At 71.4% G+C, this 25,010-nt stretch carries 14 protein-coding genes, 1 tRNA gene and 1 rRNA gene; 3 read left to right on the forward strand and 13 right to left on the reverse strand.

Annotated features, from left to right (window positions below; translation table 11 throughout):
• The first annotated feature begins 21 nt into the window (after window positions 1-21).
• Window positions 22-4,716, forward strand: coding sequence for an ATP-dependent helicase (locus ABZ840_RS27165; RefSeq protein WP_361563105.1), 4,695 nt, complete (start codon window positions 22-24; stop codon window positions 4,714-4,716).
• Between the two features lie 72 nt (window positions 4,717-4,788).
• On the forward strand, window positions 4,789-5,595 hold the full coding sequence (locus ABZ840_RS27170) for a DNA-formamidopyrimidine glycosylase family protein (RefSeq protein WP_361563107.1): 807 nt from the start codon (window positions 4,789-4,791) through the stop codon (window positions 5,593-5,595).
• Window positions 5,596-5,713: 118 nt separating this feature from the next.
• Here ABZ840_RS27170 and ABZ840_RS27175 read toward each other — a convergent pair whose 3' ends face one another.
• The 10 genes from ABZ840_RS27175 to ABZ840_RS27220 form a co-directional block, all read right to left on the reverse strand.
• Entirely contained in the window at window positions 5,714-6,064 is a 351-nt protein-coding gene (locus ABZ840_RS27175) for a hypothetical protein (protein ID WP_361563156.1), read from the reverse strand.
• A gap of 319 nt (window positions 6,065-6,383) precedes the next feature.
• Window positions 6,384-6,854, reverse strand: coding sequence for a DNA starvation/stationary phase protection protein (locus ABZ840_RS27180; protein WP_361563109.1), 471 nt, complete (start codon window positions 6,852-6,854; stop codon window positions 6,384-6,386).
• A gap of 192 nt (window positions 6,855-7,046) precedes the next feature.
• Window positions 7,047-7,430, reverse strand: coding sequence for a helix-turn-helix transcriptional regulator (locus tag ABZ840_RS27185; protein WP_361563111.1), 384 nt, complete (start codon window positions 7,428-7,430; stop codon window positions 7,047-7,049).
• 109 nt (window positions 7,431-7,539) lie between these two features.
• The gene (locus ABZ840_RS27190) at window positions 7,540-8,028 is read right to left on the reverse strand and encodes a nicotinamide-nucleotide amidohydrolase family protein (RefSeq protein ID WP_361563158.1); all 489 of its coding nucleotides are present in this window, start codon (window positions 8,026-8,028) and stop codon (window positions 7,540-7,542) included.
• A 119-nt stretch (window positions 8,029-8,147) separates the two neighbouring features.
• The gene (gene pgsA / locus ABZ840_RS27195) at window positions 8,148-8,843 is read right to left on the reverse strand and encodes a CDP-diacylglycerol--glycerol-3-phosphate 3-phosphatidyltransferase (protein ID WP_361563113.1); all 696 of its coding nucleotides are present in this window, start codon (window positions 8,841-8,843) and stop codon (window positions 8,148-8,150) included.
• Window positions 8,840-10,336 (reverse strand): 30S ribosomal protein S12 methylthiotransferase RimO, encoded by a 1,497-nt coding sequence (gene rimO / locus ABZ840_RS27200; RefSeq protein ID WP_361563115.1) that lies wholly within the window; start codon window positions 10,334-10,336, stop codon window positions 8,840-8,842. The genes pgsA and rimO overlap by 4 nt, the downstream gene beginning before the upstream one ends.
• Window positions 10,337-10,476: 140 nt before the next feature.
• Window positions 10,477-11,280, reverse strand: coding sequence for a RodZ domain-containing protein (locus tag ABZ840_RS27205; RefSeq protein ID WP_361563116.1), 804 nt, complete (start codon window positions 11,278-11,280; stop codon window positions 10,477-10,479).
• 214 nt (window positions 11,281-11,494) lie between these two features.
• The gene (locus tag ABZ840_RS27210; RefSeq protein ID WP_361563118.1) at window positions 11,495-14,257 is read right to left on the reverse strand and encodes a DNA translocase FtsK; all 2,763 of its coding nucleotides are present in this window, start codon (window positions 14,255-14,257) and stop codon (window positions 11,495-11,497) included.
• Between the two features lie 191 nt (window positions 14,258-14,448).
• Window positions 14,449-15,132 carry a response regulator gene (locus ABZ840_RS27215; RefSeq protein ID WP_361563119.1) on the reverse strand — a complete coding sequence of 228 codons (684 nt, stop codon included), beginning with the start codon at window positions 15,130-15,132 and terminating at the stop codon, window positions 14,449-14,451.
• A 253-nt stretch (window positions 15,133-15,385) separates the two neighbouring features.
• On the reverse strand, window positions 15,386-20,887 hold the full coding sequence (locus ABZ840_RS27220; RefSeq protein WP_361563121.1) for a HAMP domain-containing protein: 5,502 nt from the start codon (window positions 20,885-20,887) through the stop codon (window positions 15,386-15,388).
• 281 nt (window positions 20,888-21,168) lie between these two features.
• On the opposite strand from ABZ840_RS27220, the gene ABZ840_RS27225 reads away from it, so the two are divergent.
• A complete protein-coding gene (locus ABZ840_RS27225) occupies window positions 21,169-23,817 on the forward strand; it encodes a SpoIIE family protein phosphatase (protein ID WP_361563122.1) in 2,649 nt (882 codons plus the stop codon).
• A gap of 95 nt (window positions 23,818-23,912) precedes the next feature.
• Here ABZ840_RS27225 and ABZ840_RS27230 read toward each other — a convergent pair.
• From ABZ840_RS27230 to rrf, 3 genes are all read right to left on the reverse strand, one after another.
• Window positions 23,913-23,985 (reverse strand) — tRNA-Thr (locus tag ABZ840_RS27230).
• A 138-nt stretch (window positions 23,986-24,123) separates the two neighbouring features.
• On the reverse strand, window positions 24,124-24,801 hold the full coding sequence (locus ABZ840_RS27235) for a DegT/DnrJ/EryC1/StrS family aminotransferase (RefSeq protein WP_361563124.1): 678 nt from the start codon (window positions 24,799-24,801) through the stop codon (window positions 24,124-24,126).
• A gap of 116 nt (window positions 24,802-24,917) precedes the next feature.
• A 5S ribosomal RNA gene (gene rrf / locus ABZ840_RS27240) occupies window positions 24,918-25,010 on the reverse strand; the annotation flags it as partial.

Raw genomic sequence — 25,010 nt, forward strand, 5'->3', positions numbered from 1 at the left:
GGTCCGAGGCACGATGGGGTCATGGCGAGGACCGCGCTCGATTCGTTCTCCCCCGCGACCAGAGGCTGGTTCACGGGGGCCTTCCACGCGCCCACCGCAGCTCAGGACGGTGCCTGGCGCGCCATCGGCGAGGGCTCCGACGTCCTGGTCGTCGCGCCGACCGGCTCCGGCAAGACCCTCGCCGCCTTCCTCGCCTCCCTGGACTCCCTCGCGAGCACGCCCCCGCCCGCAGAGGCCAAGAAGCGCTGCCGGGTGCTGTACGTCTCCCCGCTCAAGGCCCTCGCGGTCGACGTCGAGCGGAATCTGCGCTCCCCGCTGACCGGCATCCGCCAGGAGTCCGTACGGCTCGGGCAGCCCGAGCCCGACATCCGGGTCGGCATCCGCTCCGGCGACACCCCGGCGGCCGAGCGCCGCTCGATCGCCAACCGCCCGCCGGACATCCTGATCACCACCCCCGAGTCGCTGTTCCTGATGCTGACCTCCCAGGCGCGGGACGCGCTGGCGGGCGTGGAGACGGTCATCCTGGACGAGGTGCACGCCGTCGCGGGTACGAAGCGCGGGGCGCATCTGGCGCTGTCCCTGGAGCGCCTGGACGAGCTGCTGCCCCGCCCGGCCCGCCGCATCGGCCTGTCGGCGACGGTCCGGCCCGTGGAGGAGGTCGCACGCTATCTGTCGCCGCGCCGCCGGGTGGAGATCGTGCAGCCGGCCTCGGGCAAGGAGTTCGACCTCTCGGTCGTCGTGCCCGTCGAGGACCTCGGGGAGCTGGGCGGCTCGCCCGTGAAGGAGACCGGGCCCGACGGGGACAGCGGCGGCGACAAGCCGTCCATCTGGCCGCACGTCGAAGAGCGCATCGCCGACCTCGTCCAGGCGCACCGTTCGACGATCGTCTTCGCGAACTCCCGACGCCTCGCGGAGCGGCTCTGCAACCGTCTGAACGAGATCGCGTACGAGCGCGCCACGGGCGAGCCGATGCCCGAGGACCACTCCCCCGCCGAGCTGATGGCCCAGTCCGGCGGCGCCAAGGGGGCGCCCGCGCTGCTGGCCAGGGCGCACCACGGCTCGGTCTCCAAGGAGCAGCGCGCGCAGGTCGAGGAGGACCTCAAGGCGGGCCGGCTGCCGGCCGTGGTGGCCACCTCCAGCCTGGAGCTGGGCATCGACATGGGCGCGGTGGACCTGGTGGTCCAGGTGGAGTCGCCGCCGTCGGTCGCCTCCGGGCTGCAGCGGGTGGGCCGCGCCGGCCATCAGGTGGGCGCGGTCTCCACCGGCGTGGTCTTCCCGAAGTACCGCGGCGACCTGGTGCAGGCGGCGGTGGTCACGGAGCGGATGCGCGAGGGCGCCATCGAGGCGCTGCGCGTCCCGGCCAACCCGCTGGACGTCCTGGCCCAGCAGCTGGTCGCGATGGTGTCGATGGACGCCTGGGACGTCGAGGAGCTGCTGACGGTGGTGCGGCGGGCCGCGCCGTTCGCCGGGCTCCCGGAGTCGGCGTACAGCGGAGTGCTGGACATGCTGGCGGGGCGCTATCCCTCGGACGCGTTCGCGGAACTGCGGCCGCGCATCGTGTGGGACCGGGTGGCGAACACCGTCACGGGGCGGCCCGGCGCCCAGCGGCTGGCCGTCACCTCCGGCGGCACGATCCCCGACCGCGGCCTCTTCGGGGTGTTCCTGGCCGGCGCCGACCCCAAGAAGGGCGGCGGCCGCGTCGGCGAGCTCGACGAGGAGATGGTCTACGAGTCGCGGGTCGGCGACGTCTTCACGCTGGGTACGACCTCCTGGCGCATCGAGGACATCACCCGGGACCGGGTGCTGGTGTCGCCCGCCCCCGGAGTGCCCGGCCGGCTGCCCTTCTGGAAGGGCGACCAGCTCGGCCGCCCGCTCGAACTGGGCCGGGCGCTCGGCGCGTTCCTCCGCGAGGTCGGCGCGCTGGAGCCCGAAGCGGCCCGGAGCCGGCTGTCCGCCGCCGGGCTGGACGACTGGGCGGCGGGCAACGTCCTGAGCTACCTCACCGAGCAGCGCGAGGCCTGCGGCCACGTCCCCGACGACCGCACGATCGTCGTCGAGCGCTTCCGGGACGAGCTGGGCGACTGGCGGGTGGTGGTGCACTCACCGTTCGGCGCCCAGGTGCACGCCCCCTGGGCGCTGGCGCTCGGCGCCCGGCTCGCCGAGCGGTACGGCATGGACGCGCAGGTCATGCACGCCGACGACGGCATCGTGCTGCGGCTGCCGGACGCCGACCTGATGGGCCTGGACCTGCTGGACACCGACCCGGACGCCGCGGGCGCCGAGTTCGACCCCGACCAGTCCCCGGTGGGCGCCGCCGACGTCGTCTTCGACAAGGGCGAGGTCGACCAGGTGGTGACCGACGAGGTGGGCGGCTCGGCGCTGTTCGCCGCGCGCTTCCGCGAGTGCGCGGCCCGCGCCCTGCTGCTGCCCCGCCGCAACCCGGGCAGGCGCACGCCCCTGTGGCAGCAGCGGCAGCGCGCCGCACAGCTGCTCCAGGTGGCGAGCGAGTTCGGGTCCTTCCCGATCGTCCTCGAAGCCATCCGCGAGTGCCTCCAGGACGTCTTCGACGTACCCGGCCTGGCCGAACTGATGGGAGACATCGAGTCGCGCCGCGTCCGGCTCGTCGAGGTGACCACCCAGGAGCCGTCGCCGTTCGCCCGTTCGCTGCTCTTCGGGTACGTCGCGCAGTTCCTGTACGAGGGCGACTCGCCGCTCGCCGAGCGCCGCGCGGCCGCGCTCTCCCTGGACTCCCGGCTGCTCGCCGAACTGCTCGGCCAGGCCGACCTGCGCGAGCTGCTGGACCCGGAGGTCCTCACCGACCTGGAGCGCGAGCTGCAGTGGCTGACCGACGACCGCAAGGTCAAGGACGCCGAGGGCCTCGCCGACGTGCTGCGCCTCCTCGGCCCGCTGACCGGCTCCGAGCTGGCCGAGCGCGGCGCCGACCCCGCCTGGGCCGAGGAGCTGGCGGCCGCCCGCCGCGCCATCCGGGTCCGCATCGCGGGCGCCGACCACTGGGCCGCGGTCGAGGACGCCGGTCGGCTCCGGGACGCGCTGGGCACGGCGCTGCCCGTGGGAGTGCCCGAGTCCTTCACCGAGCCGGTCAAGGACCCGCTGGGCGACCTGCTGTCCCGGTACGCGCGCACCCACGGCCCGTTCACCTCCGAGCAGGCCGCCGCCCGCTTCGGCCTCGGCACGGCCGTCACCGACGGGGCACTGCACCGCCTCGCCGGGGCCGGCCGGGTCGTGCAGGGCGAGTTCGCGCCGTCCGGGGTGCACCAGGAGTGGTGCGACGCGCAGGTCCTGCGACGGCTGCGGCGCCGGTCGCTGGCCGCGCTGCGGCACGAGTTGGAGCCCGTGCCGCCGCCCGCGCTCGCCGCCTTCCTGCCGCAGTGGCAGAGCGTCGGCGGGCAGGGGCTGCGCGGCATCGACGGCCTGATGCGCGCCGTGGAGCAGCTGCAGGGCGCGCCGGTGCCGGCCTCGGCCCTGGAGCGGCTCGTCCTGCCGTCCCGGGTGTCGGGCTACTCCCCCGCCCTGCTGGACGAACTGACCTCCACGGGCGAGGTCCTGTGGGCGGGCGCCGGCGCGCTGCCCGGCAAGGACGGCTGGATCGCCCTGTACCCGGCCGACACCGCGCCGCTCCTCCTGCCGCAGCCGCACCCCTTCGAGGTGACGCCGCTGCACCAGTCGGTGCTGGACGCCCTCGCCCCCGGGTACGGCCTGTTCTTCCGTCAGATCGCGGACCAGGTACGGGCCACGACGCACCCGGAGGCCACCGATCCGCAACTGGCCGACGCACTCTGGGACCTGGCCTGGTCCGGGCGGCTGACCAACGACACCCTCGCGCCGCTGCGCGCGCTGCTTGGCTCGGGCCGTACGGCCGGCGCCACGGCGCACCGCGCCCGCCGGGCCACGCCGCGCGGCCGGTACGGCAGCCTCACCGCCGCCACCGGCCGGACGGGCCGGCCCACCGCCTCCCGGTCCGGTCCGCCCACGGTCGCCGGCCGCTGGTCGCTGCTGCCGGCCCTGGAGCCGGAGCCCACCCACCGGGCGCATGCCCTGGCCCACACCCTCCTGGACCGGCACGGCATCGTCACCCGTGGCGCGGTGGCCGCCGAGGGGGTCGAGGGCGGCTTCTCCGCCGCGTACCGCGTGCTGGCCGCCTTCGAGGAGACCGGCCAGGCCCGCCGCGGGTACGTCGTGGAGGGGCTGGGCGCGGCGCAGTTCGCGATGGACGGGGCGGTGGACCGGCTGCGGGCGGTCAGTACGAGCCGGGACCGTACGGCCGAGGAGACCGCGCCCGGCGGGTCCTGGCAGCCGGCCGGGCCGGCCCGCGGCGGCGCCCCGCGCGCCGTCGTGCTGGCCGCCGCGGACCCGGCCAACGCGTACGGCGCTGCGCTGCCCTGGCCCGAGCCGCCGGAGGGCTCGTCCCACAAGCCCGGCCGCAAGGCGGGTTCGCTGGTCGTCGTGGTCGACGGCGAGCTGGCGGTCTACATGGAGCGCGGCGGCAAGACGCTGCTGGCCTGGCAGGCCGAGGAAGGCGGCACCCGGGTGCGCCTGGCCCTGGAGGCGCTGGCCGCGGCCGTACGGAACGGCTTCGTGGGCGCGCTGACCGTCGAACGGATCAACGGCTCGTCCGCCCTCACCTCACCGCTGGCCGCCGAGCTGGAGCACGCGGGCTTCCACGCGACACCGAGGGGGCTGCGCCTGCGGACATGAGTGCGGTACAGGCGCGGCCGACGTGGCCCGGACCGCGCTCTGCCCGCAGGCCACGCACGGCATGATGGAGCCATGCCCGAAGGTGACACGGTCTGGCGGGCCGCCGCCGAGCTGCACAAGGCGCTGGGCGGACGGCTGCTGACCCGTACGGACCTGCGTGTGCCGAAGCTGGCCACGACGGACCTCGCCGGGCGCTCGGTGCTGGAGGTGGTGCCGCGCGGAAAGCACCTGCTGACCCGTATCGAGGGCGGGCTGACGCTCCACTCGCATCTGCGGATGGACGGCGCCTGGCGGGTGTACGCGGCGGGCGAGCGCTGGCGCGGCGGCCCCGACCACCAGATCCGCGCGGTGCTGGCCACGGCGGAACGCACAGCGGTGGGCTACCGCCTCCCCGTACTGGAGCTGCTGCGCACCGCCGACGAGGAGAACGCCGTCGGCCATCTGGGGCCGGATTTGCTGGGGCCCGACTGGGACGCGGACGAGGCGCTGCGGCGGCTGCTGTCCGACCCGGCCCGGACGCTCGGGGAAGCGCTGCTGGACCAGCGCAATCTGGCCGGCATCGGCAACGTCTTCAAGTGCGAGCTGTGCTTCCTGCTGCGCGCGTCCCCGTGGCTGCCGGTGGGCGCACTGCCGCGGCCGGAGCGGGCGATCACGCTGGCGAAGCGGCTGCTGGAGGCGAACAAGCGGCGCCCCGCCCGTACGACGACGCCGAGCGCGCGCCCGGACCGCCGCCTCTGGGTCTACGGACGCGCCGACCGCCCCTGTCTGCGCTGCGGGACTCCGGTACGGGTCGCCGACCAGGGGCCCGCGCCGCAGGCCCGGGTCACCTACTGGTGCCCCCGCTGCCAGCCGGAACCGGCCACGGAAGCGGGCGGCTGACACGGCCCTCGGGGTACGGCATCCGGGGTACGACAATCCCCGCTGTACGGGCTCCCCCGCAGGCCGACCAACGCGGCCTACGGATTCCCGTGCGAGCCTCGGACCTGACGAACGGGCTTCACGAACGGTCGGTACCGCCGCCCCAACGGCGGTACCGCCATGCCCTGACGAGCCGGTCCGTGACGGCGGGGGGACCCGGAGTCCCCACGCAGCCACTGCGGCGACGCCAGCCGGCCGCTCCCACGCGGCCGCCGCCCGAGCGCGTCCGGCGCGGTACGCAGTGCACCGGCAGCAGGCTGAGACCCCAGCCGCCCGCTGCCATCGCACCTTCCACCACCCCGGCGCCCTCGGGCCAGAAGAGCACTCTCAGCACGGCCCACCACCACAGCACCCCGAGGAGAAGCGCGGCGAGCCGGCGACCGGGCACCGAACGCAGCACTTCCGCCGGGCCGTGGCCCGATGCCCCCATCAGGCCGCTGCCCGGCGCCCCCACCGAGCCGCGGCCCGGTGTGCCGGGCGCCCCAGCGCCCGTGCCCCGGACCGGGTGCCGGGAGAAGAAGCCGCGCCGTGCCATGACTGCCTCCTCCGGTCGACGGTAGTCGGCCATGAAGGTGGGGCGGGAGGGCGCACTGGGGCACGAACGGCGCGTTCCGCAATGCGCGACACGCGGTCGGACGAAACCGTTCTCGGATCGGCCCGGTCCCGCTCAGAGCCCGTCAGTGGCCATCAGGCCGCGATCGGGCTCCGGCAGGATGCGCCGGAAACGGTCGGTCCGCCGCTGTTGCGCCTCAGGCCGCCTCGGCCTGGAACATCCAGTGGTGCTTCTCGAGGTCGGCGGTGAGCCCGATGAGGATGTCCTGGGTGACCGGATCCGGCTCGTCGGTGACCGCGATGCGCTCCCGCATCCGCTCGATGACGGAGCCCAGGGCCCGTACGAGGGCACCCACCGCGTCGTTGTCCTTGATCCAGCCGCCCTCGACGGTGCCGGCGCCGCTGGTCTTCGCGATCGTCTCGGCGCGGCCGTCGGGGTTCACGCCGATCGCGGAGGCACGCTCGGCGACGGTGTCGGCATGGCCGCGGGCGCTCGCGACGACATCGTCGAGCTGGAGGTGGACGGACCGGAAACGCGGACCGACGACGTTCCAGTGAACCTGCTTGGCGATGAGCGACAGGTCGACGAGGTCGACCAGGGCGCCCTGGAGCGCGTCGCCGACCGTCTTGCGGTCGCTCTCGGACAGCGTGCTGTTGACGACAGGCATGCATTTACTCCCTGTATCAGAGCGAAAGGTCCTTCTGACCTTCGTATGGCCGGTTGACCTTCGTATAAACGATGCCTCACCGCAGTAAATGCCGCAGTTCGGGGCAACGGGCCCTTCGCGTCACAAGAGCAACACGAAGACCCTGGAGGGCGGGTGCCCTCCAGGGTCTTCTTCATGCATCGAACCGAACGGTCAGGCCGCTACGACATCCACGGCCTCCGCCGGAGCCTTGATCGTCACGCGCTCTTCCGGGACGCCCGTCAGCGAAGCGACGGACACCGCGTTGAACGTGGGCCGCACCGGCGTCGGCACCGGCTCGCTCGCGGCCGCGGACTGTGCCAGCTCCGCGAGCGCCAGCTCGTCGCTGACCTCCCGCATCAGCTCGGACATCCGTACGTCCAGCGCGTCACAGATCGCCGAGAGCAGCTCGGAGGAAGCCTCCTTCTGTCCCCTCTCGACCTCGGACAAGTAGCCGAGCGACACCCGGGCGGAGGAGGAGACCTCGCGCAGGGTGCGGCCTTGACGCTGACGCTGTCGGCGCAGCACGTCACCCAGCAGGCGACGGAGCAGAATCATCGCTGGCTCCCTCCTCGGACCTCGGATCCGGATCCATCTCGCCCCACCGTACCGCCTCGGGCCTCAGCCGTGCCGGGAGCGAGTTCGTGTTCACTCAGGGCTGTAAACATCAGATACCCCCGTGATGTTCCGTATCCTTTGCCCGCGCATTTTCTGTCAGTTCGCTCAACAGCAGATCCACTGCTGCGGTGACGCTGTCCCGACGGATCCGGTCGCGATCGCCGTCCAGCGCCAGTCGGCGCACTTTTCCCTCACCGTCGGGCCCGGTGGCCGCGACGTAGACCGTGCCGACCGGCTGCCCGTCCTGTGGGTCGGGGCCGGCGACCCCTGTGGTGGCAATACCCCAGTCGGCGCCGAGCACACGGCGGACGCCCTGCGCCATTTGCCGGGCGACCTCGGCGTCCACCGCACCACGGGTGGCCAGAAGCGCGCCGTCCACACCCAGTACGAGGCTCTTCAGTTCCGTCGCGTACGCCGTGACCGAGCCCCGGAAGCACCGCGAGGCGCCAGGAACCGCGGTCAGCGCACCGGCGACCAGGCCACCGGTGAGGGATTCGGCCACCGCCAGGGTCTGCCCGCGCTCGGCCAAGGCCGCCAGCGCCCGTGCAGCGCCCTGCGGGCTGCCGGAGGCACTGGGGCGCCCCGGAGCCGCCACGGGGGCCTCAGCGCCCGCCCCAGCACCCTCCTGGGACCCGTGCGCAGCCTCCGTACCACCGTTCACCGTGCCGGCCCCCGGCCGGAGGCCGTCCCACCGGACCGCTCCCGCAGGGCCTCGCGCGACTTCGCCAGCCCGGCCCGCCGCAGGACGACGGCCTGCTTCACGTAGTCCAGGCCCGTGACGACGGTCAGCGCCACGGCCACGGCCATCACCCACCAGCGCAGGGTGGCCAGCGGGCCGGTGAGCACGAGGACGTACATCCCGACCGCGGTCCCCTGCGCGAGCGTCTTCATCTTGCCGCCGCGGCTCGCCGGGATGACCCCGTGCCTGATCACCCAGAAGCGCATCACGGTGATGCCGAGCTCCCGGAAGAGGATCACTCCGGTTACCCACCAGGGCAGGTCGCCGAGGATCGACAGACAGATCAGCGCGGCACCCATGATCGCCTTGTCGGCTATCGGGTCGGCGATCTTCCCGAAGTCGGTGACCAGGTCGTACGCGCGCGCCAGATGCCCGTCGAAGAGGTCGGTGATCATGGCGACGGCGAACGCGGCCCAGGCGAACGAGCGCCACGCGGGGTCGTAGCCGTCGCCGTGCATCAGGAGCAGCACGAACGCCGGCACGAGGACCAGCCGCAGCATCGTGAGGATGTTGGCGATGTTCCACAGCCCGGCCTGCTGCCGCCGGACGGTCTTCGGCCGGCCGGCGCCGCCAGCAGCGGAAGCGCCGGCGGCGGAAGCCGGGATTCCGGTCATCTGGCCGCCTCCTCGGGACAGCCGGCGCCGTGCTCGGCGCCGAGCGGCAGCGGTTCCGCCACGAGGTCCACGCCCTCGGTCGCCACCACCTTTGCTTCGACCATACGACCCGGGACCAGGTCCCGGCTGCCCGTGAGCAGGGTGACGCCGTCGGTCTCCGGCGCCTGGTGCGCGGCGCGGCCGACCACGCCGTCCTCGTCGTCGACCCGGTCGACCATGACGGTGAGGGTCTCGCCCAGGCGCTCCTCGGCGCGCTGCGCGGTCAGCTCCTCGGCCAGCCGGGACAGGTGCGCCAGGCGCTCGGCCACCACGTCGGGGTCGAGCTTGTCCTCGTAGCCGGCCGCCTCGGTGCCGTCCTCGTCGGAGTAGCCGAAGACGCCGATGGCGTCGAGTCTCGCCTCGCTGATGAAGCGTTCCAGCTCGGCGAAGTCCTCCTCGGTCTCACCGGGGAAGCCGACGATGAAGTTGGAGCGGGCACCGGCCTGCGGAGCCTTCGTACGGATCTGCGCCAGCAGGTCCAGGAAGCGCTCGGTGTCGCCGAAGCGGCGCATCGCGCGCAGCACACCGGGGGCGGAGTGCTGGAAGGACAGGTCGAAGTAGGGCGCGACCTTGTCCGTACCGGTCAGCACGTCGATCAGGCCGGGGCGCATCTCGGCGGGCTGGAGGTAGCTGACCCGGACGCGCTCGATGCCGTCGACCGCCGCCAGCTCGGGCAGCAGCGTCTCCAGCAGGCGGATGTCGCCGAGGTCCTTGCCGTAGGAGGTGTTGTTCTCGGAGACCAGCATGATCTCCTTCACCCCCTGCTCGGCCAGCCAGCGGGTCTCCCCCAGCACGTCCGAGGGGCGGCGCGAGATGAAGGAGCCGCGGAAGGAGGGGATGGCACAGAAGGAGCAGCGGCGGTCGCAGCCCGAGGCGAGCTTCACCGAGGCCACCGGGTTGCTGCCCAAGCGGCGGCGCAGCGGGGCGCGCGGCCCGGAGGCGGGCGCGACCCCCTCGGGCAGGTCAGTGGGCGCGGACGCGAGGGCGTCGCCGTGGCCGGGGAGCGCGACGCCGGCGCCCTGGCGCTCGGCCGGGCTGATCGGCAGCAGCTTGCGCCGGTCACGGGGGGCGTGGGCCTCGACGTTGCCGCCGCTCAGGATGGTCTGCAGACGGCCGGAGATGTCGGTGTAGTCGTCAAAGCCGAGCACGCCGTCGGCCTCGGGCAGCGCCTCGGCCAGCTCCTTGCCGTACCGCTCGGCCATGCAGCCGACGGCGACGACGGCCTGGGTGCGGCCGTGGTCCTTCAGATCATTGGCTTCGAGCAGGGCGTCGACGGAGTCCTTCTTGGCGGCCTCGACGAAACCACAGGTGTTGACGACGGCGACATCGGCTTCGGCGGCTTCCTCGACGAGCTCCCAGCCGTCCGCTGCCAGGCGGCCTGCGAGCTCCTCCGAGTCCACCTCGTTACGGGCGCAGCCAAGAGTGACAAGGGCGACGGTACGGCGTTCGGGCATGGGGCTCAGCCTACTTCGTCCCGGACGTCCACATGTCTGGGAGGGTTCCCGCGCGGCCACCGCGCCCCTTGCAGACGGCCGCCCGCCGCCTCTCCCCGAGAGGCGGCGGGCGTTTTCCCCGGAAGGCGGCCGGCGCTCGGTCAGCCTGCCTGCGGATCACCCGGGGTGTAGCTCAGGCGCTCCACGGAGCCCTTGTCGCCGATTTCCTTGATCTCCTTGCCGTTGACGTACAGCTGCACGGCTCCCGCGTTGCCGACGACAAGATCGATCCGCTTCTTGTCGCTGAAGGTCTTGGACTGGCCCTTGCGAAGCAGGCCGTCCTCCAGGAGCTTGCCGTTGGCGTCCTTGGCGGAGACCCAGCTCTGTCCGTCACGGGCGGTGATCTTGATGGTCACCTTGTCCTTCGGCAGCCCGGCGATGGCGCTGTCGGAGGGGTCGGGCTTGGGGTCTGCGGGCTTGGTCTTGGTCGGGGACGGCTTGACCGTCGGGCTCTCGCCGACGTTTCCGTCGGCGACCGAGGCCTCCTGGCTCCGGTCACCGTCGCTGAACAGCGTGAAGCCGACGAAACCGACCACGGCGACGATGGCGGCGACCATGGCCGCCGTCCAGTTCGGCCGGCGCGGTTCGGGACGGATGCGTTCCGCCTCGAAGAGCGGCGCCGCCGGGGTCGGCGCGGGCCGGCCGCCGTGCTCGGCGTCGTACTGAGCGATCAGCGGGGCCGGATCCAGCCCTACTGCGCGCGCGAGTGTTCGAATGTGACCACGGGCGTACACGTCCCCGCCGCAACGCGAGAAATCTTCCTGCTCGATCGCGTGCACGATGGGGATGCGCACCCGCGTGGTCGTACTGATCTCGTCGACGGTCAGTCCGGCGTCGACGCGGGCCTGCTGGAGGACTCGACCGACGGAAGGCCGGTCGTCTTCAGGGGAGTTGCCGATGGACACGGGGGCGCCTTTCGAGCGTGTAGCCACCTGCTGGATGTTCAGTCTAGGGGTGTACCGAAAGGGTCGGGCAAGCGGGAGAGCGGACTTTGTACGCCATCGGTATACCCCCCGGACCTGGCCGGGGGCCCGACGGCCGCGCATCGCGCCGTCTCTTCCCTCAACTTGACGTATGGGCAGAAGAAACGGTTGCTTGCGATCTCTTTCGAGTGACCTGTCAGTGAGCCTCCCCCCGAATGACGGCGAGCACTCCTTCCAAATCATCCGGTTTCACCAGAACATCGCGCGCCTTGGAGCCCTCGCTGGGCCCCACGATGTCCCTGGACTCCATCAGGTCCATCAGCCGCCCGGCCTTCGCGAACCCCACCCGCAGCTTGCGCTGCAGCATCGACGTGGACCCGAACTGGGTGGAAACGACCAGCTCAGCGGCCTGGCACAGCAGATCCAGGTCGTCGCCGATGTCCTCGTCGATCTCCTTCTTCTTGCTCTGCCCGACCGTGACGTCCTCGCGGAAGACCGGAGCCATCTGCTCCTTGCAGTGCCGGACCACCGCGGCGACTTCGCCCTCCTGGACGAAGGCGCCCTGCATACGGGTCGGCTTGCTCGCCCCCATCGGGAGGAACAGGCTGTCACCCTTTCCGATGAGCTTCTCCGCACCCGGTTGGTCGAGGATGACCCGGCTGTCCGCCAGCGACGACGTCGCGAAGGCGAGCCGCGAGGGCACGTTCGCCTTGATCAGGCCGGTGACCACGTCGACCGACGGGCGCTGCGTCGCCAGCACCAGGTGGATGCCGGCCGCGCGGGCCAACTGGGTGATACGGACGATGGAGTCCTCCACGTCCCGCGGCGCCACCATCATCAGGTCCGCCAGCTCGTCCACGATCACCAGCAGGTACGGATACGGCGACAGCTCGCGCTCGCTGCCCTCGGGGGCGGTGGCCTTCCCGGAACGCACCGCTTCATTGAAGTCGTCGATGTGCCGGTACCCGTATGCCGCGAGGTCGTCGTAGCGCAGGTCCATCTCGCGCACCACCCACTGCAGCGCCTCGGCGGCCCGCTTGGGGTTGGTGATGATCGGCGTGATCAGGTGCGGAATGCCCTCGTACGCGGTCAGCTCGACCCGCTTGGGGTCGATCAGCACCATCCGTACGTCGTCCGGAGTGGCCCTCACCATGATCGAGGTGATCAGGCAGTTGATGCAGGAGGACTTGCCGGAGCCGGTGGCGCCCGCGACGAGCACGTGCGGCATCTTCGCGAGGTTCGCCGAGACGTAACCGCCCTCGACGTCCTTGCCGAGCCCGACCACCATCGGATGGTCGTCGCCCACCGCGTCCGCCGACCGCAGCACGTCGCCGAGGTTGACCATCTCGCGGTCACTGTTGGGGATCTCGATGCCGACCGCGGACTTGCCCGGGATCGGGTTGATGATCCGCACGTCCGGGCTGGCCACCGCGTACGCGATGTTCTTCGCCAGCGCGGTGATCTTCTCGACCTTCACGCCCGGGCCGAGCTCGATCTCGTACCGGGTGACCGTCGGGCCGCGGGTGAAGCCGGTGACCGCGGCGTCCACCTTGAACTCCTGGAACACCTTGCTCAGCGACTCGACCACGGCGTCGTTGGCCGCGCTGCGGGTCTTGCCGGGCCCGCCGCGCTCCATGAGGTCCAGCGAGGGCAGCGCGTACGTGATGTCGCCGGCGAGCTGGAGCTGCTCGGCGCGCGCCGGCAGCTCACTGGTGGGCTCCGGCGCGGCCTTGGTGAAGTCCGGAACGCTGGACGAGGAGGACGGCGCGGGCTCGGCGTCGCGCGCGGGCGGCACGGAGGTGTGCAGACCCTTCGTCGCGCCGGAGTCGTCGTACTCGCCCCGCTCGCCCTTGATGCCGCTGCTGAGGTCGGCCACCAGCGGCGAGGGCTGGATACCGTGCAGCACCGCGCCGTCCAGATTGGCGGCGTACCCGGCGGCCACGTCCACCGCGTCCTGGGAGCCCTCGTCCGCCGGCTCGGCGGCCGGCTCCACGGCGCCCCGGCGCGGCTTGCGGCGCTTGGCGAGGGCAGCCTCCTCCGCCGCCTCAGGGGACCCCTCCAGGGCCTCCGTGCGGCTCCTGCGGCTCCTGCGGGCCGGCTCGGCCACCGGCTCGTCGGCGAAGGCGTCGGCGTCCGGCTCGTACGTCTCCAGCAGGCCCAGCCGGACACCCAGCGCCTTGAAGCGCCGCGGGATGGCCGTGACCGGGGTGGCGGTGACCACGAGCAGCCCGAAGACGGTCACCAGCACCAGCAGGGCGACCGACAGCGTCTGCCCCACCATGAAGAGCAGCGGCTTGGAGACCGCCCAGCCGAGGTAGCCGCCGGCGTCGCGCACGCCGGCGACGTCCTTCTGGTCGGGGGAACCGCACGCGATCGCGACCTGGCCGAGCACGCCGACGACCAGTGCCGACAGTCCGATGACGATCCGCCCGTTGGCCTCCGGCTGCTCCGGGCGGAAGAAGACGCGGGCGGCGATGCCGCCCACCAGTATCGGGACGAGGAGGTCGAGCCGGCCGAACGCGCCGGTGACCAGCATCTCCACGATGTCCCCGACCGGGCCCTGGAGGTTGGCCCAGGTGCCCGCCGCGATCACCAGGCCGAGGCCCAGGAGGCCGAGCGCCAGGCCGTCCTTGCGGTGCGCGGGGTCGAGGTTCTTCGCGCTGCGCCCCATGCTGCGGAAGAACCAGCCGACGCCGTGCGCGAGGCCCAGCCAGAGGGCGCGCACCGCACGGTAGACGCCTCCGGTCGGGGACGGTGCGGGCTTCTTCGCCACCGCCTTCTTCGCCGGGGCCTTCTTCGCGGCCGCGGTCTTCTTCGGCGGCGCCTTCTTGGCCGCCGCCTTCTTGGCGGCGGGCGGTTTCGCGGCGGTCTTCTTGGCGGCGCCCCCGGGGCGCCCGGCGCGCTGCTTCGAGGGGCCCGCCGTGCTCTGGGAACCCTTGCCGGACGTACGTGAGGCCATGGTGACGAGGTTACAGGCGACGCCCCGGGGTGACACGGGCGCTCGGGCCTTCACCCGTTCGTGTCGTAACCAACGCGCCATATGGGCGGTTGGCCCGCTCCGGGCCCAACGCCCGGGACTGCGCCGGAAGCTGCTGCCGGGTCAGCTTCCGTACGGCACCGGGCGGATGCCGTACGGCCGGGCCGGCGGCGTCAGTTCTGCGTCGGTACGGACGGCGTGTCGCTGTTGCCCGCGCCCGGCTCCAGGGCGTCCAGCGCGCGGCGCAGTCCGGTGAGCTTCCGCTCCAGATGCGCGGCGGTCGCCACTGCGGCGGCGTCCGCCGACTCGTCCAGCTGTTTGGACAGCGCCTCGGCCTGCTCCTCGACGGCGGCGAGCCGCGCGGAGAGTTCCGCGAGCAGCCCCGCGGCCTCCTTGGCGTCCTCGCCGGCGGCCGGCTGGCCGCCCTCGAGCTGGAGCCGCAGCAGCGACGCCTGCTCGCGCAGCTTGACGTTCTTCATGTACAGCTCGACGAACACCGAAACCTTGGCGCGCAGCACCCACGGGTCGAACGGCTTGGAGATGTAGTCGACCGCACCGGCCGCGTACCCGCGGAAGGTGTGGTGCGGACCGTGGTTGATCGCCGTGAGGAAGATGATCGGGATGTCCCGGGTCCGCTCGCGCCGCTTGATGTGCGCCGCCGTCTCGAACCCGTCCATCCCCGGCATCTGCACGTCGAGCAGAATCACCGCGAAATCGTCGGTGAGCAGCGCCTTGAGCGCTTCCTCCCCGGACGATGCCCGCACCAGCGTCTGATCGAGCGCAGAGAGGATCGCCTCCAGCGCCAGCAGATTCTCCGGCCGGTCATCGACCAGGAGGATCTTGGCCTTCTGCACCATGGCCCGTCCTCCTCGCCCCGGCACTCCACCGGACGCCGCCCCAGGGGACGGCTCCGTCATGCCGCCCGTACTTGTGCCGGTCATGGTAGCCGCACCCCGCCTGTCGCCACACCCTGTCACCGCTATGTCACCGTGCACGTAGCAGAAACGCAGCAGGAGACCAGAAGGTTCCCCGAATGCCGTGCTCCCACACGTCCGCGACCACACTGAGTCAGCATAGGGGCCAAGATCCGGTCTCTCTGTGCACGCCCCGTCACTCCGCGCGCATCCATTGCCGCATGACCGCGAGCAGGTGATCGGTGTCCACGGGCTTCGTCACGTAGTCCGAGGCCCCCGACTCGATGCTCTTCTCCCGGTCGCCCTTCATGGCCTTGGCGGTCAGGGCGATGATCGGCAGACCGGCGAACTGCGGCATCCGGCGGATCGCCGCGGTCGTGGCGTAGCCGTCCATCTCCGGCATCATGATGTCCATCAGCACCACTGTCACATCATCGTGCTGTTCCAGCACCTCGATTCCCTCACGGCCGTTCTCGGCGTAGAGCACCGACAGACCGTGCTGCTCCAAGACGCTGGTGAGCGCGAAGACGTTGCGGATGTCGTCGTCGACGATCAGCACCTTCTCGCCGTGGAAGCCGTCGCCGTCGCCGGACGGCGCCACCAGGTCCTGACCGTTGCCCAGCCACGGTTCCTCGGTCGCCGGCTGCTGCGGTTGCGCGGTCGGCGGCTGGCCGGGCAGGGCCGCGCGCTGCGGCGCCGCCGAAAGTCCGCGCCTGCGGCGCCTGTTGAGGCCCGAGGCCGCGGCGTCCGGAGTCGTCGGCTGCTCCTCCTGCGCCGCGTTGTTCGCCGCCTCCTGCTCGGCGATCTCCGCGTCGTGCGCCTCGGCGTCCATCGCGAAACCGCCCGCGACCAGCTGCGGGTAGCCCTGCGGCGGCAGCCCGCCCGGGTTGTACGGGAGGTACAGCGTGAACGTCGAGCCGCGGCCCGGCTCACTGGCGGCGTGGATCTCGCCGCCCAGCAGCCGCGCGATCTCGCGGCTGATGGAGAGGCCCAGGCCCGTACCGCCGTACTTGCGGCTCGTCGTGCCGTCGGCCTGCTTGAACGCCTCGAAGATGACCCGCATCTTGCTGGACGCGATACCGATGCCGGTGTCGGTCACCGAGAAGGCGATCATGTCGGCATCCGGGTCGCGCAGCGCGCCGTGCTCCAGGAGCTGCTCGCGGATGGCCACGGGGACGTCCGTGCCGGCCGGCCGGATGACCAGCTCGACGGCGCCGGAGTCGGTGAACTTCACCGCGTTCGAGAGCAGGTTGCGCAGCACCTGGAGGAGGCGCTGCTCATCGGTGTGCAGCGTCGCGGGCAGCTCCGGGGAGACCCGTACGGAGAAGTCCAGGCCCTTCTCCGCGGTCAGCGGCCGGAACGTGGCCTCGACGTAGTCCACCAGCTGCACCAGCGCGATGCGGGTCGGGCTGACGTCCATCTTGCCCGCCTCGACCTTGGACAGGTCCAGGATGTCGTTGATCAGCTGGAGCAGGTCGGAGCCCGCACCATGGATCGTTTCGGCGAACTCCACCTGCTTCGGGGAGAGGTTCCCCTCGGCGTTGTCCGCCAGCAACTTGGCCAGAATCAGCAGGGAGTTCAGCGGCGTCCGCAGCTCGTGCGACATGTTCGCGAGGAACTCGCTCTTGTAGCGCATCGAGACCGCCAGCTGCTCGGCGCGCTCCTCCAGGACCTGCCGGGCCTCTTCGATCTCGGTGTTCTTCACCTCGATGTCGCGGTTCTGCTTGCGCAGCTGCTCCGCCTTCTCCTCCAGCTCGGAGTTGGACAGCTCCAGCGCGCGCTGCCGGCTCTCCAGCTCCGCCGAGCGCTCCTTGAGCTGCTCGGTCAGCTCCTGCGACTGGCTCAGCAGGATCTCGGTCTTGGTGTTCACGGAGATGGTGTTGACGCTGGTCGCGATCATCTCGGCGATCTGGCTGAGGAAGTCCTTCTGGATCTGGGTGAACGGCTGGAACGAGGCCAGCTCGATGACGCCCAGCACCTTGTCCTCGAAGAGCACCGGCAGCACGATCACGTTGGCGGGCGGTGCCTCACCCAGGCCAGAGGAGATCTTCAGGTATCCGGAGGGCACGTTCTCCACCAGGATGGTGCGCTTCTCCTCCGCCGCGGTGCCGATGAGCGTCTCGCCCGGAACGAAGGTGGTGGGCATTGCACCCATCGAATAGCCGTACGAGCCCGTCAGCCGGAGCTCGTAGTCGCCCGCCTCGCCTCCGTCCGCGCCGATCTCCTGGTTGTCGTCGGCCGACGTCGCGAGGAAGAACGCGCCGTGCTGCGCGGAGACCGCGGGCGACAGCTCGCTCATGATCAGCTTGGCCACGTCCTTGAGGTCGCGGCGGCCCTGCATCAGGCCGGAGATCCGGGCGAGGTTGCCCTTCAGCCAGTCCTGCTCCTCGTTGGCGAGGGTGGTCTCGCGGAGCGTGGCGATCATCGTGTTGACGTTGTCCTGGAGCTCCAGGATCTCGCCGGCCGCGTCCACGTCGATGCGGACGTTGTGGTCGCCGAGGGTCACCGCCGCGGCGACGGCGGCGATCGCCCGCACCTGACGGGTCAGGTTCCCCGCCATCTCGTTCACCGATTCGGTCAGGTCCTTCCAGGTGCCGGCCACGCCGCGCACCTGCGCCTGACCGCCCAGCTGGCCTTCCGTACCCACCTCGCGGGCCACCCGGGTGACCTGCTCGGCGAAGGACGACAGCTGGTCGACCATCGTGTTGATCGTCGTCTTCAGCTCCAGGATCTCGCCCCGGGCGTCGATGTCGATCTTCTTGGTCAGATCACCCTTGGCGATGGCCGTGGTGACCATCGCGATGTTCCGCACCTGGCCGGTCAGGTTGGACGCCATGGAGTTCACCGACTCCGTGAGGTCCTTCCACGTACCGGCGACGCCCGGCACCCGCGCCTGGCCGCCCAGAATCCCGTCGGTGCCCACCTCGCGGGCGACCCGCGTCACCTCGTCGGCGAACGACGACAGGGTCGTCACCATGGTGTTCACCGTGTCGGCGAGCGTCGCGACCTCGCCGCGCGCCTCGACCGTCACCTTCTTGGTCAGGTCACCGTTGGCCACCGCGGCGGAGACCTGGGAGATGTTCCGCACCTGGATGGTCAGGTTGTTGGCCATCAGGTTCACGTTGTCGCTGAGGTCCTTCCAGATGCCGGTGACTCCCGGCACCCGGGCCTGACCGCCCAGCTGGCCCTCCGTACCCACCTCGCGGGCCACTCGCGTCACCTGCTCGGCGAAGAGCGACAGCTGGTCCACCATCGTGTTGACGGTCGTGACCAGTTCGAGGATCTCGCCCTTGGCGTCGACGGTGATCTTCTTGGAGAGGTCGCCGCGGGCCACCGCGGTCGTCACCTCGCCGATGTTCCGCACCTGGGAGGTGAGGTTGTTCGCCATGAAGTTCACGGACTGGGTGAGGTCCTTCCAGGTACCGCTCACCCCCTGGACCTCGGCCTGGCCGCCCAGGATGCCCTCGGTGCCCACCTCGCGGGCCACCCGCGTCACCTGGTCGGCGAAGGACGACAGCTGGTCCACCATCGTGTTCAGCGTGTTCTTCAGCTCCAGGATCTCGCCGCGGGCGTCCACGTCGATCTTCTGGGAGAGGTCACCACGGGCCACCGCGGTCGCGACCTGTGCGATGTTGCGGACCTGAGCGGTGAGGTTGCCGGCCATGCCGTTCACCGAATCGGTCAGATCCCGCCACACTCCGGCCACGCCCGGAACCTGGGCCTGACCGCCCAGCCGGCCGTCCGTACCCACCTCACGGGCCACCCGGGTGACCTGCTCGGCGAACGCCGAGAGCTGGTCGACCATCGTGTTGATGGTGTTCTTCAGCTCCAGGATCTCGCCGCGGGCGTCCACGTCGATCTTCTGGGAGAGGTCACCCCGCGCGACCGCCGTCGTCACCTGCGCGATCTGCCGCACCTGGGACGTGAGGTTCCCCGCCATGAAGTTGACGGAGTCGGTCAGTTCCTTCCACGTACCGCTCACGCCCGGAACCTGGGCCTGACCGCCCAGCCGGCCCTCCGTACCCACGTCCCTGGCCATCCGCGTGACCTGGTCAGCGAACGAGGAGAGCTGGTCCACCATCGTGTTCACGGTGTTCTTCAGCTGGAGCATCTCGCCGGAGACGTCCACGGTGACCTTCTGCGACAGATCGCCGTTGGCCACCGCCGTCGTGACCTGCGCAATGTTCCGGACCTGTCCGGTCAGGTTGCGGAAGGCCGTGTTCACCGAGTCGGTGAGGTCCTTCCACGTACCGGCCGCGCCCGGCACCTGCGCCTGGCCGCCCAGCTCACCCTCGACACCGATCTCCCGGGCCACCCTCGTGACCTCGGCACCGAAGGAGGACAGCTGGTCCACCATCGTGTTCACGGTGTTCTTCAGTTCGAGCATCTCGCCGGAGACGTCGACCGTGATCTTCTGTGACAGGTCACCGTTGGCCACCGCCGTCGTGACCTGCGCGATGTCCCGCACCTGGCCGGTGAGGTTACGGAAGGCGTTGTTCACCGAGTCGGTGAGGTCCTTCCACGTGCCCGCCGCGCCCGGCACCTGCGCCTGGCCACCCAGCTGGCCCTCGGCGCCGACCTCGTTCGCCACCCTCGTCACCTCGTCGGCGAACGTGCGCAGCGTCTCGGTCATCGTGTTGATCGTGTCGGCCAGCTGCGCGACCTCGCCGCGCGCGCTCACCGTGACCTTCTGGGACAGGTCGCCGTTCGCGACCGCCGTCGTCACCTGCGCGATCCCGCGCACCTGGGCCGTGAGGTTGCCGGCCATCAGGTTGACCGAATCGGTCAGGTCCTTCCAGACGCCCGCGACGCCCGGCACCCCGGCCTGGCCGCCCAGCTCGCCCTCCGTACCGACCTCCCGGGCCACCCGGGTCACCTCGGAGGCGAAGGAGGAGAGCTGGTCCACCATCGTGTTGACGGTGTTCTTCAGCTCCAGCATCTCGCCCGCGACGTGGACGGTGACCTTTCTCGACAGGTCACCCTTGGCCACCGCGGTCGTCACGAGAGCAATGTCACGCACCTGCGCGGTGAGCCGCGAGGCCATCGTGTTGACGGAATCCGTCAGGTCCTTCCACGAACCGGACATTCCGCGTACCCGGGCCTGACCGCCGAGCTTGCCCTCGGTACCGACCTCACTGGCGACCCTGGTCACCTCGTCGGTGAACGCCGACAGCTGGTCCACGAGCCCGTTGACCGTACGGCCGACCTTCAGGAACTCGCCCCGCAGCGGATGCGCCGTGGTCCCGTCGCTGCTGCGTGTCCGCAGGTCCATGCGCTGTTCGAGGTCGCCCTCGGAGACGGCGGAGAGAACCCTGCCCACCTCGGAGACCGGCCGGACGAGATCGTCCACGAGGGCGTTCGAAGCGTCGATCGCGGCCGCCCAGGAGCCCTCACAGGCCCCGACCTCCAGCCGCTCTGTGAGCTTTCCCTCACGTCCCACGACCCGTCGCACCCGGGCCAGCTCGCCCGTGAGGTGCAGATTGCGGTCGGCGACCTCGTTGAAAACGGCCGCCACCTCCGCCATGACACCTTCGCCGGAGACGGTCAGCCGCTTGCGGAAGTTCCCGTCCCGCATCGACACGAGGGCGGACAGCAGGCGGTTCAGCGCCGCCGTGTCCACCTCTGTCGTCCCGTTGTTGCGGGAGCGTCCGCCTTTCGCGCGCGTGCTTGCACCCCGCGCCGCTCCGCCAGACTCCACCGTGTCCCTCCCGCAGGGTCGACCGTTCTACCCGGGCCTTCTCTTGAAGCCTTCCCAGTGTTTCACCATGGCCCAACCAGGCCATAACAGTTCGGCAGCATCGCATACCCGTCCGTGGCGAGCCCGGGGCGGGAAACACACGTGACCGGCATCCATGCGGGCGTCGAAGGTAAGTACCCTGGGCTCCGGCTGTCCACCCGCACTGCCGGTGCGGTGGTGCGAGCACGACGGGCATTCGGAGGGGCGCCGCGATGATGGGGGAGCAGATCACCGACACACGCATGAGGAGACCAGTGATCACCGCGCGGGCCGCTGCCACCTTCGAGCCGGTTGGACGTTCGGTCGCCACGGCCCGGGCTTTCGTGCGCGACACCCTCCAGGGCTGGGGCCACGGCGACATCATCGACGACGCCGTCGTCCTCACCAGTGAGCTGGTCACCAACGCCGTCGTGCACGCCGGCACCGCAGCCGACGTGCTCTGCCTCCGTACCGACACCGGCGTCCGCATCGAGGTCGCCGACCGCTACCCCGAGCGCGAGGTGCCCGTGCAGAGCGCCGGCCAGGCGCTCGCCCACCCCGACCGCGAGGGCGGCCGCGGGCTGCTCCTGTGCGGCGCCCTGGCCACCCGCTGGGGCGTGGAGTACACCGCCTCCCAGAAGCACGTCTGGTTCCAGCTCGACCTGCCGGAGCGGCCCGCCGGCACCCGTACGGCCGGTCCCGCGCTCCCCGTGGACGCCCTGCCCGTCGCCGAGCACCGGGTCCGCGTCGCCGTCATCCAGATCGACCGCGGCGGCTGCATCAGCTCCTGGAACGAGGACGCACAGGATCTTTTCGCCTATGCGCCCGAACAGGTGATCGGCAAGCCCCTCACCGACTTCGCCGCCTGGCCGCACACCCCCGGCACGGGCACCGGCATCGTCGAGGCCCTCCAGCTCTCCCGGTGGGAGGGCTCGTACGGCATAAGGGGTGCCGACGGCCGCGTCGTCCCCGTGTACGCCTCCCACCTCCGCGTACGGGACGCCGACGGCGAGCCCTCCACGGTCTGTCTCCTCGTACGCGACCACGAGCGCGCCGTGCTCCAGAGCCCGCCGCGCACCCCCTCGGACTCCTCCGGCCAGCAGTCGGAGGGCCACGGCCCCGCCGACCCGTTCGAGGTCTTCATCGGCTCCCCCGCCCCCGACGACCTCGACGGCCTGCTGCAGCGCACGGTCGAGCGCGCCCGCGACATGCTCGACGGCGACGCCGCGTACCTCCTCCTGGCCACCGACGACGAGACCGAGCTGGAGGTACGCGCCTCCACCGGGCTGCCCTCCGCACGGCAGCGCTTCGCACGCGTCCCCGTGGAGGCCGGCAGCGGCCGCTACGGGTCGGCACGCATGCCCGCCGTCCACGAGGACCTCACGGCCGTACAGGGCGCCGTCCCGCTGCTCTCCGGTACGGGCATGCGCTCCGTCGTCACGGTCCCCCTGAAGGTCGAAGGGCGCCTCACCGGCTCCCTAGGCGTCGCCGCCGAGGCCCCGGGCCGCTACACCAACGAAGAGGCGCTGCGCCTCCAGTTCGCCGCCGACCGCATCGCGCTCGCCGTCGAACGCGCCCGCCTCACCGAGCTGGAACGGCTCCGCCGCGGCTCGCTCTCCTTCCTCGTCGAGGCCTCCGACCTGCTCGCGGGCACGCTGGACCGCAATCAGACGCTGGCCCTCATGGCCCAGATGACGGTCCCCACGCTCGCCACCTGGTGCGCCGTGTACACCGTCGCCGACCAGGCCTCCGAGCCCGAGCTCTCCTTCGTGCTGCACGAGGACGAGGACCGCATCGACGGCCTCAAGACGCTGCTCCAGAAGGTGCCGCCGCCGGAACCGGTGCCCACCCCCGGAGCCCGCGTCTGGAGCGCCCCCGGAGACGCCGCGCACGACGCCGCACTGCGCACCTCACTGCGCAGCCTCGGGCTGGGCGCCTCCGCGCGCCCGTCCAGCGGCCCCGGCGCCACGCTCGCCACCGCCTCGGCGGTCGGCGGCGAGACCGTCGTCCTGCCGCTCGTCGCCCGTAACCGCGTCATCGGCATGCTCACCCTCGGCAAGCCCACCGAGGAGCACTTCCGCCAGGAGATCCTCGAACTCGCCGAGGACCTCTCCCGCCGGGCCGCGCTCGCCCTGGACAACGCGCGCCTGTACTCGGAGCGCACGGCCATCAGCCAGTCCCTCCAGCGCAGCCTGCTGCCTCCGGAGCTGCCGGACGTGCCCGGCGTCGAGGTCGAGGTCATCTACCGCGCGGCCGGCGAGGGCAACGAGGTCGGCGGCGACTTCTACGACCTCTTCCCCATCCGGGACGGCGCGTACGGCTTCGCCATCGGCGACGTCTGCGGCACCGGCCCCGAGGCCGCGGCCGTCACGGGCCTGGCCCGGCACGCGCTGCGGCTGCTCGCCCGCGAGGGCTTCGGCGGCCCGGCCGTCCTTGAACGCCTCAACGCCGCGATCCTCGACGAGGGCGCACGCAGCCGTTTCCTCACGCTCCTCTACGGCGAGCTCTGGCCGCAGCGCGACGGCAGCGCCGTCCTGAAGGTCGTCTGCGCGGGGCACCCGCTGCCCCTGCGGCTGCGGCAGGACGGCACGGTCGAGCCCGCCGCCGAACCGCAGCCCCTGCTGGGCGTCATGGAGGATCTGGAGCTGTACGCGCAGACCGTCACGCTCGACCCGGGCGACGTCCTGCTCTGCGTCACCGACGGCGTCACGGAGCGCCGCGAGGGCACCCGCATGCTCGGCGACGACGGCCTGGCCGACGTTCTGACGACGTGTACGGGCCTCACCGCCGGCGCGGTCGCCGCGCGCATCCTGCGTGCCGTCGAGCGCTTCGCCGCCGAACCCGCCTCCGACGACATGGCCATCCTCGCCATGCGGGTGCCGGAGGCCGTGCACGAAGGAAAGCTGCCGTAGGAACTCCGCGCCCCGGGGCACGTCCCCGGGGCCCGACTTCGGTGCATCCGCATACGAAAAAGGCCCCCGCCTGTTGGCGGGGGCCTTTTCTTCAGAGCCCCAATACGGAATCGAACCGTAGACCTTCTCCTTACCATGGAGACGCTCTGCCGACTGAGCTATTGGGGCGCGTCGACGGGTTTAACTATACCCGATCACAGACGATGGTTCGAATCGCCTCCGGACGCCCGGCAGGCCTCTCCCGGCCTCTCCGTATAAATCGGAATTACCCGGCGCCATTACCTCGCGCCGGGTTTACCGGCGGCTTCAGAACGCCGGCTGCAGCAGCCCGCCCAGCGCATTGCAGGCACTCACCATCCGCTGCAATTCACGACGGGTCAGCGACTCGGCCACGGGCAGCGCCAGCGTCTCGTCGCACGCCCGCTCCGTGTGCGGCAGCAGCAGGTCCCGCCGGTACTCCGGCATCCGGTACACCGGCACCGGTACGGGCACCCGGCAGGCCACGCCCTTGCCCCGCAGGGTCCGCGCGAAGGCGTCGCGGTCCGGCCGGCCGTTGCCGGGGACCCGCACCACGTACTGCTCGTACGTGTGCTCAGCGTGCTCCACGGGCGTCCGTACGCCGCGGAGCCGCCCTGCGAGGTACGTCGCGTACGTGCGGCGCCGCTCGGCGCCGGCCGGGGCCACACCGGGCTCCGCGGTCGTGTGCACGAGAAGGCCGTGCCGCTCGCCCAGCGCCTGGAGGCGGCCCAGGTCGGCCTGGTGCCCGAAGCGATGGACGGCAATGACGGCGGCGGTCCTGGAGTTCACCACGTCGGCCACGGCGGCCGGATCGAGGCAGTAGGTGTCCGGGTCGATGTCGGCGAAGACCGGTACGGCTCCGGCACGCACGACGGCCTCGGTGACCTCGGCGTTCCCGAACGCCGGCACCACGACCTCGTCACCGGTGCCGATACCGGCCGACTCAAGCGTTCCACTTGTCCCCATGCCTCCGGATGTTGGCGGCCGAACGTGAACACCAAGTGACACGCGGCACTGCAGCAACCGAACAAAAAAGCTCCGGTCCCTGAACCAAAAGGCTCAGGGACCGGAGCTGAAGAATTGTTCGGCGGCGTCCTACTCTCCCACAGGGTCCCCCCTGCAGTACCATCGGCGCTGAAAGGCTTAGCTTCCGGGTTCGAAATGTAACCGGGCGT

Origin of the sequence: Streptomyces sp. NPDC047117 (assembly GCF_040643545.1) — a bacterium.
GTDB lineage: Bacteria > Actinomycetota > Actinomycetes > Streptomycetales > Streptomycetaceae > Streptomyces.

Coding starts and splice junctions, on each gene's coding strand:
- ABZ840_RS27165 (WP_361563105.1), top strand. CDS start 22: ATGGCGAGGACCGCGCTCGATTCGTTCTCCCCCGCGACCAGAGGCTGG.
- ABZ840_RS27170 (WP_361563107.1), top strand. CDS start 4,789: ATGCCCGAAGGTGACACGGTCTGGCGGGCCGCCGCCGAGCTGCACAAG.
- ABZ840_RS27175 (WP_361563156.1), bottom strand. CDS start 6,064: ATGGGGGCATCGGGCCACGGCCCGGCGGAAGTGCTGCGTTCGGTGCCC.
- ABZ840_RS27180 (WP_361563109.1), bottom strand. CDS start 6,854: ATGCCTGTCGTCAACAGCACGCTGTCCGAGAGCGACCGCAAGACGGTC.
- ABZ840_RS27185 (WP_361563111.1), bottom strand. CDS start 7,430: ATGATTCTGCTCCGTCGCCTGCTGGGTGACGTGCTGCGCCGACAGCGT.
- pgsA (WP_361563113.1), bottom strand. CDS start 8,843: ATGACCGGAATCCCGGCTTCCGCCGCCGGCGCTTCCGCTGCTGGCGGC.
- rimO (WP_361563115.1), bottom strand. CDS start 10,336: ATGCCCGAACGCCGTACCGTCGCCCTTGTCACTCTTGGCTGCGCCCGT.
- ABZ840_RS27210 (WP_361563118.1), bottom strand. CDS start 14,257: ATGGCCTCACGTACGTCCGGCAAGGGTTCCCAGAGCACGGCGGGCCCC.
- ABZ840_RS27215 (WP_361563119.1), bottom strand. CDS start 15,132: ATGGTGCAGAAGGCCAAGATCCTCCTGGTCGATGACCGGCCGGAGAAT.
- ABZ840_RS27225 (WP_361563122.1), top strand. CDS start 21,169: ATGAGGAGACCAGTGATCACCGCGCGGGCCGCTGCCACCTTCGAGCCG.
- ABZ840_RS27235 (WP_361563124.1), bottom strand. CDS start 24,801: ATGGGGACAAGTGGAACGCTTGAGTCGGCCGGTATCGGCACCGGTGAC.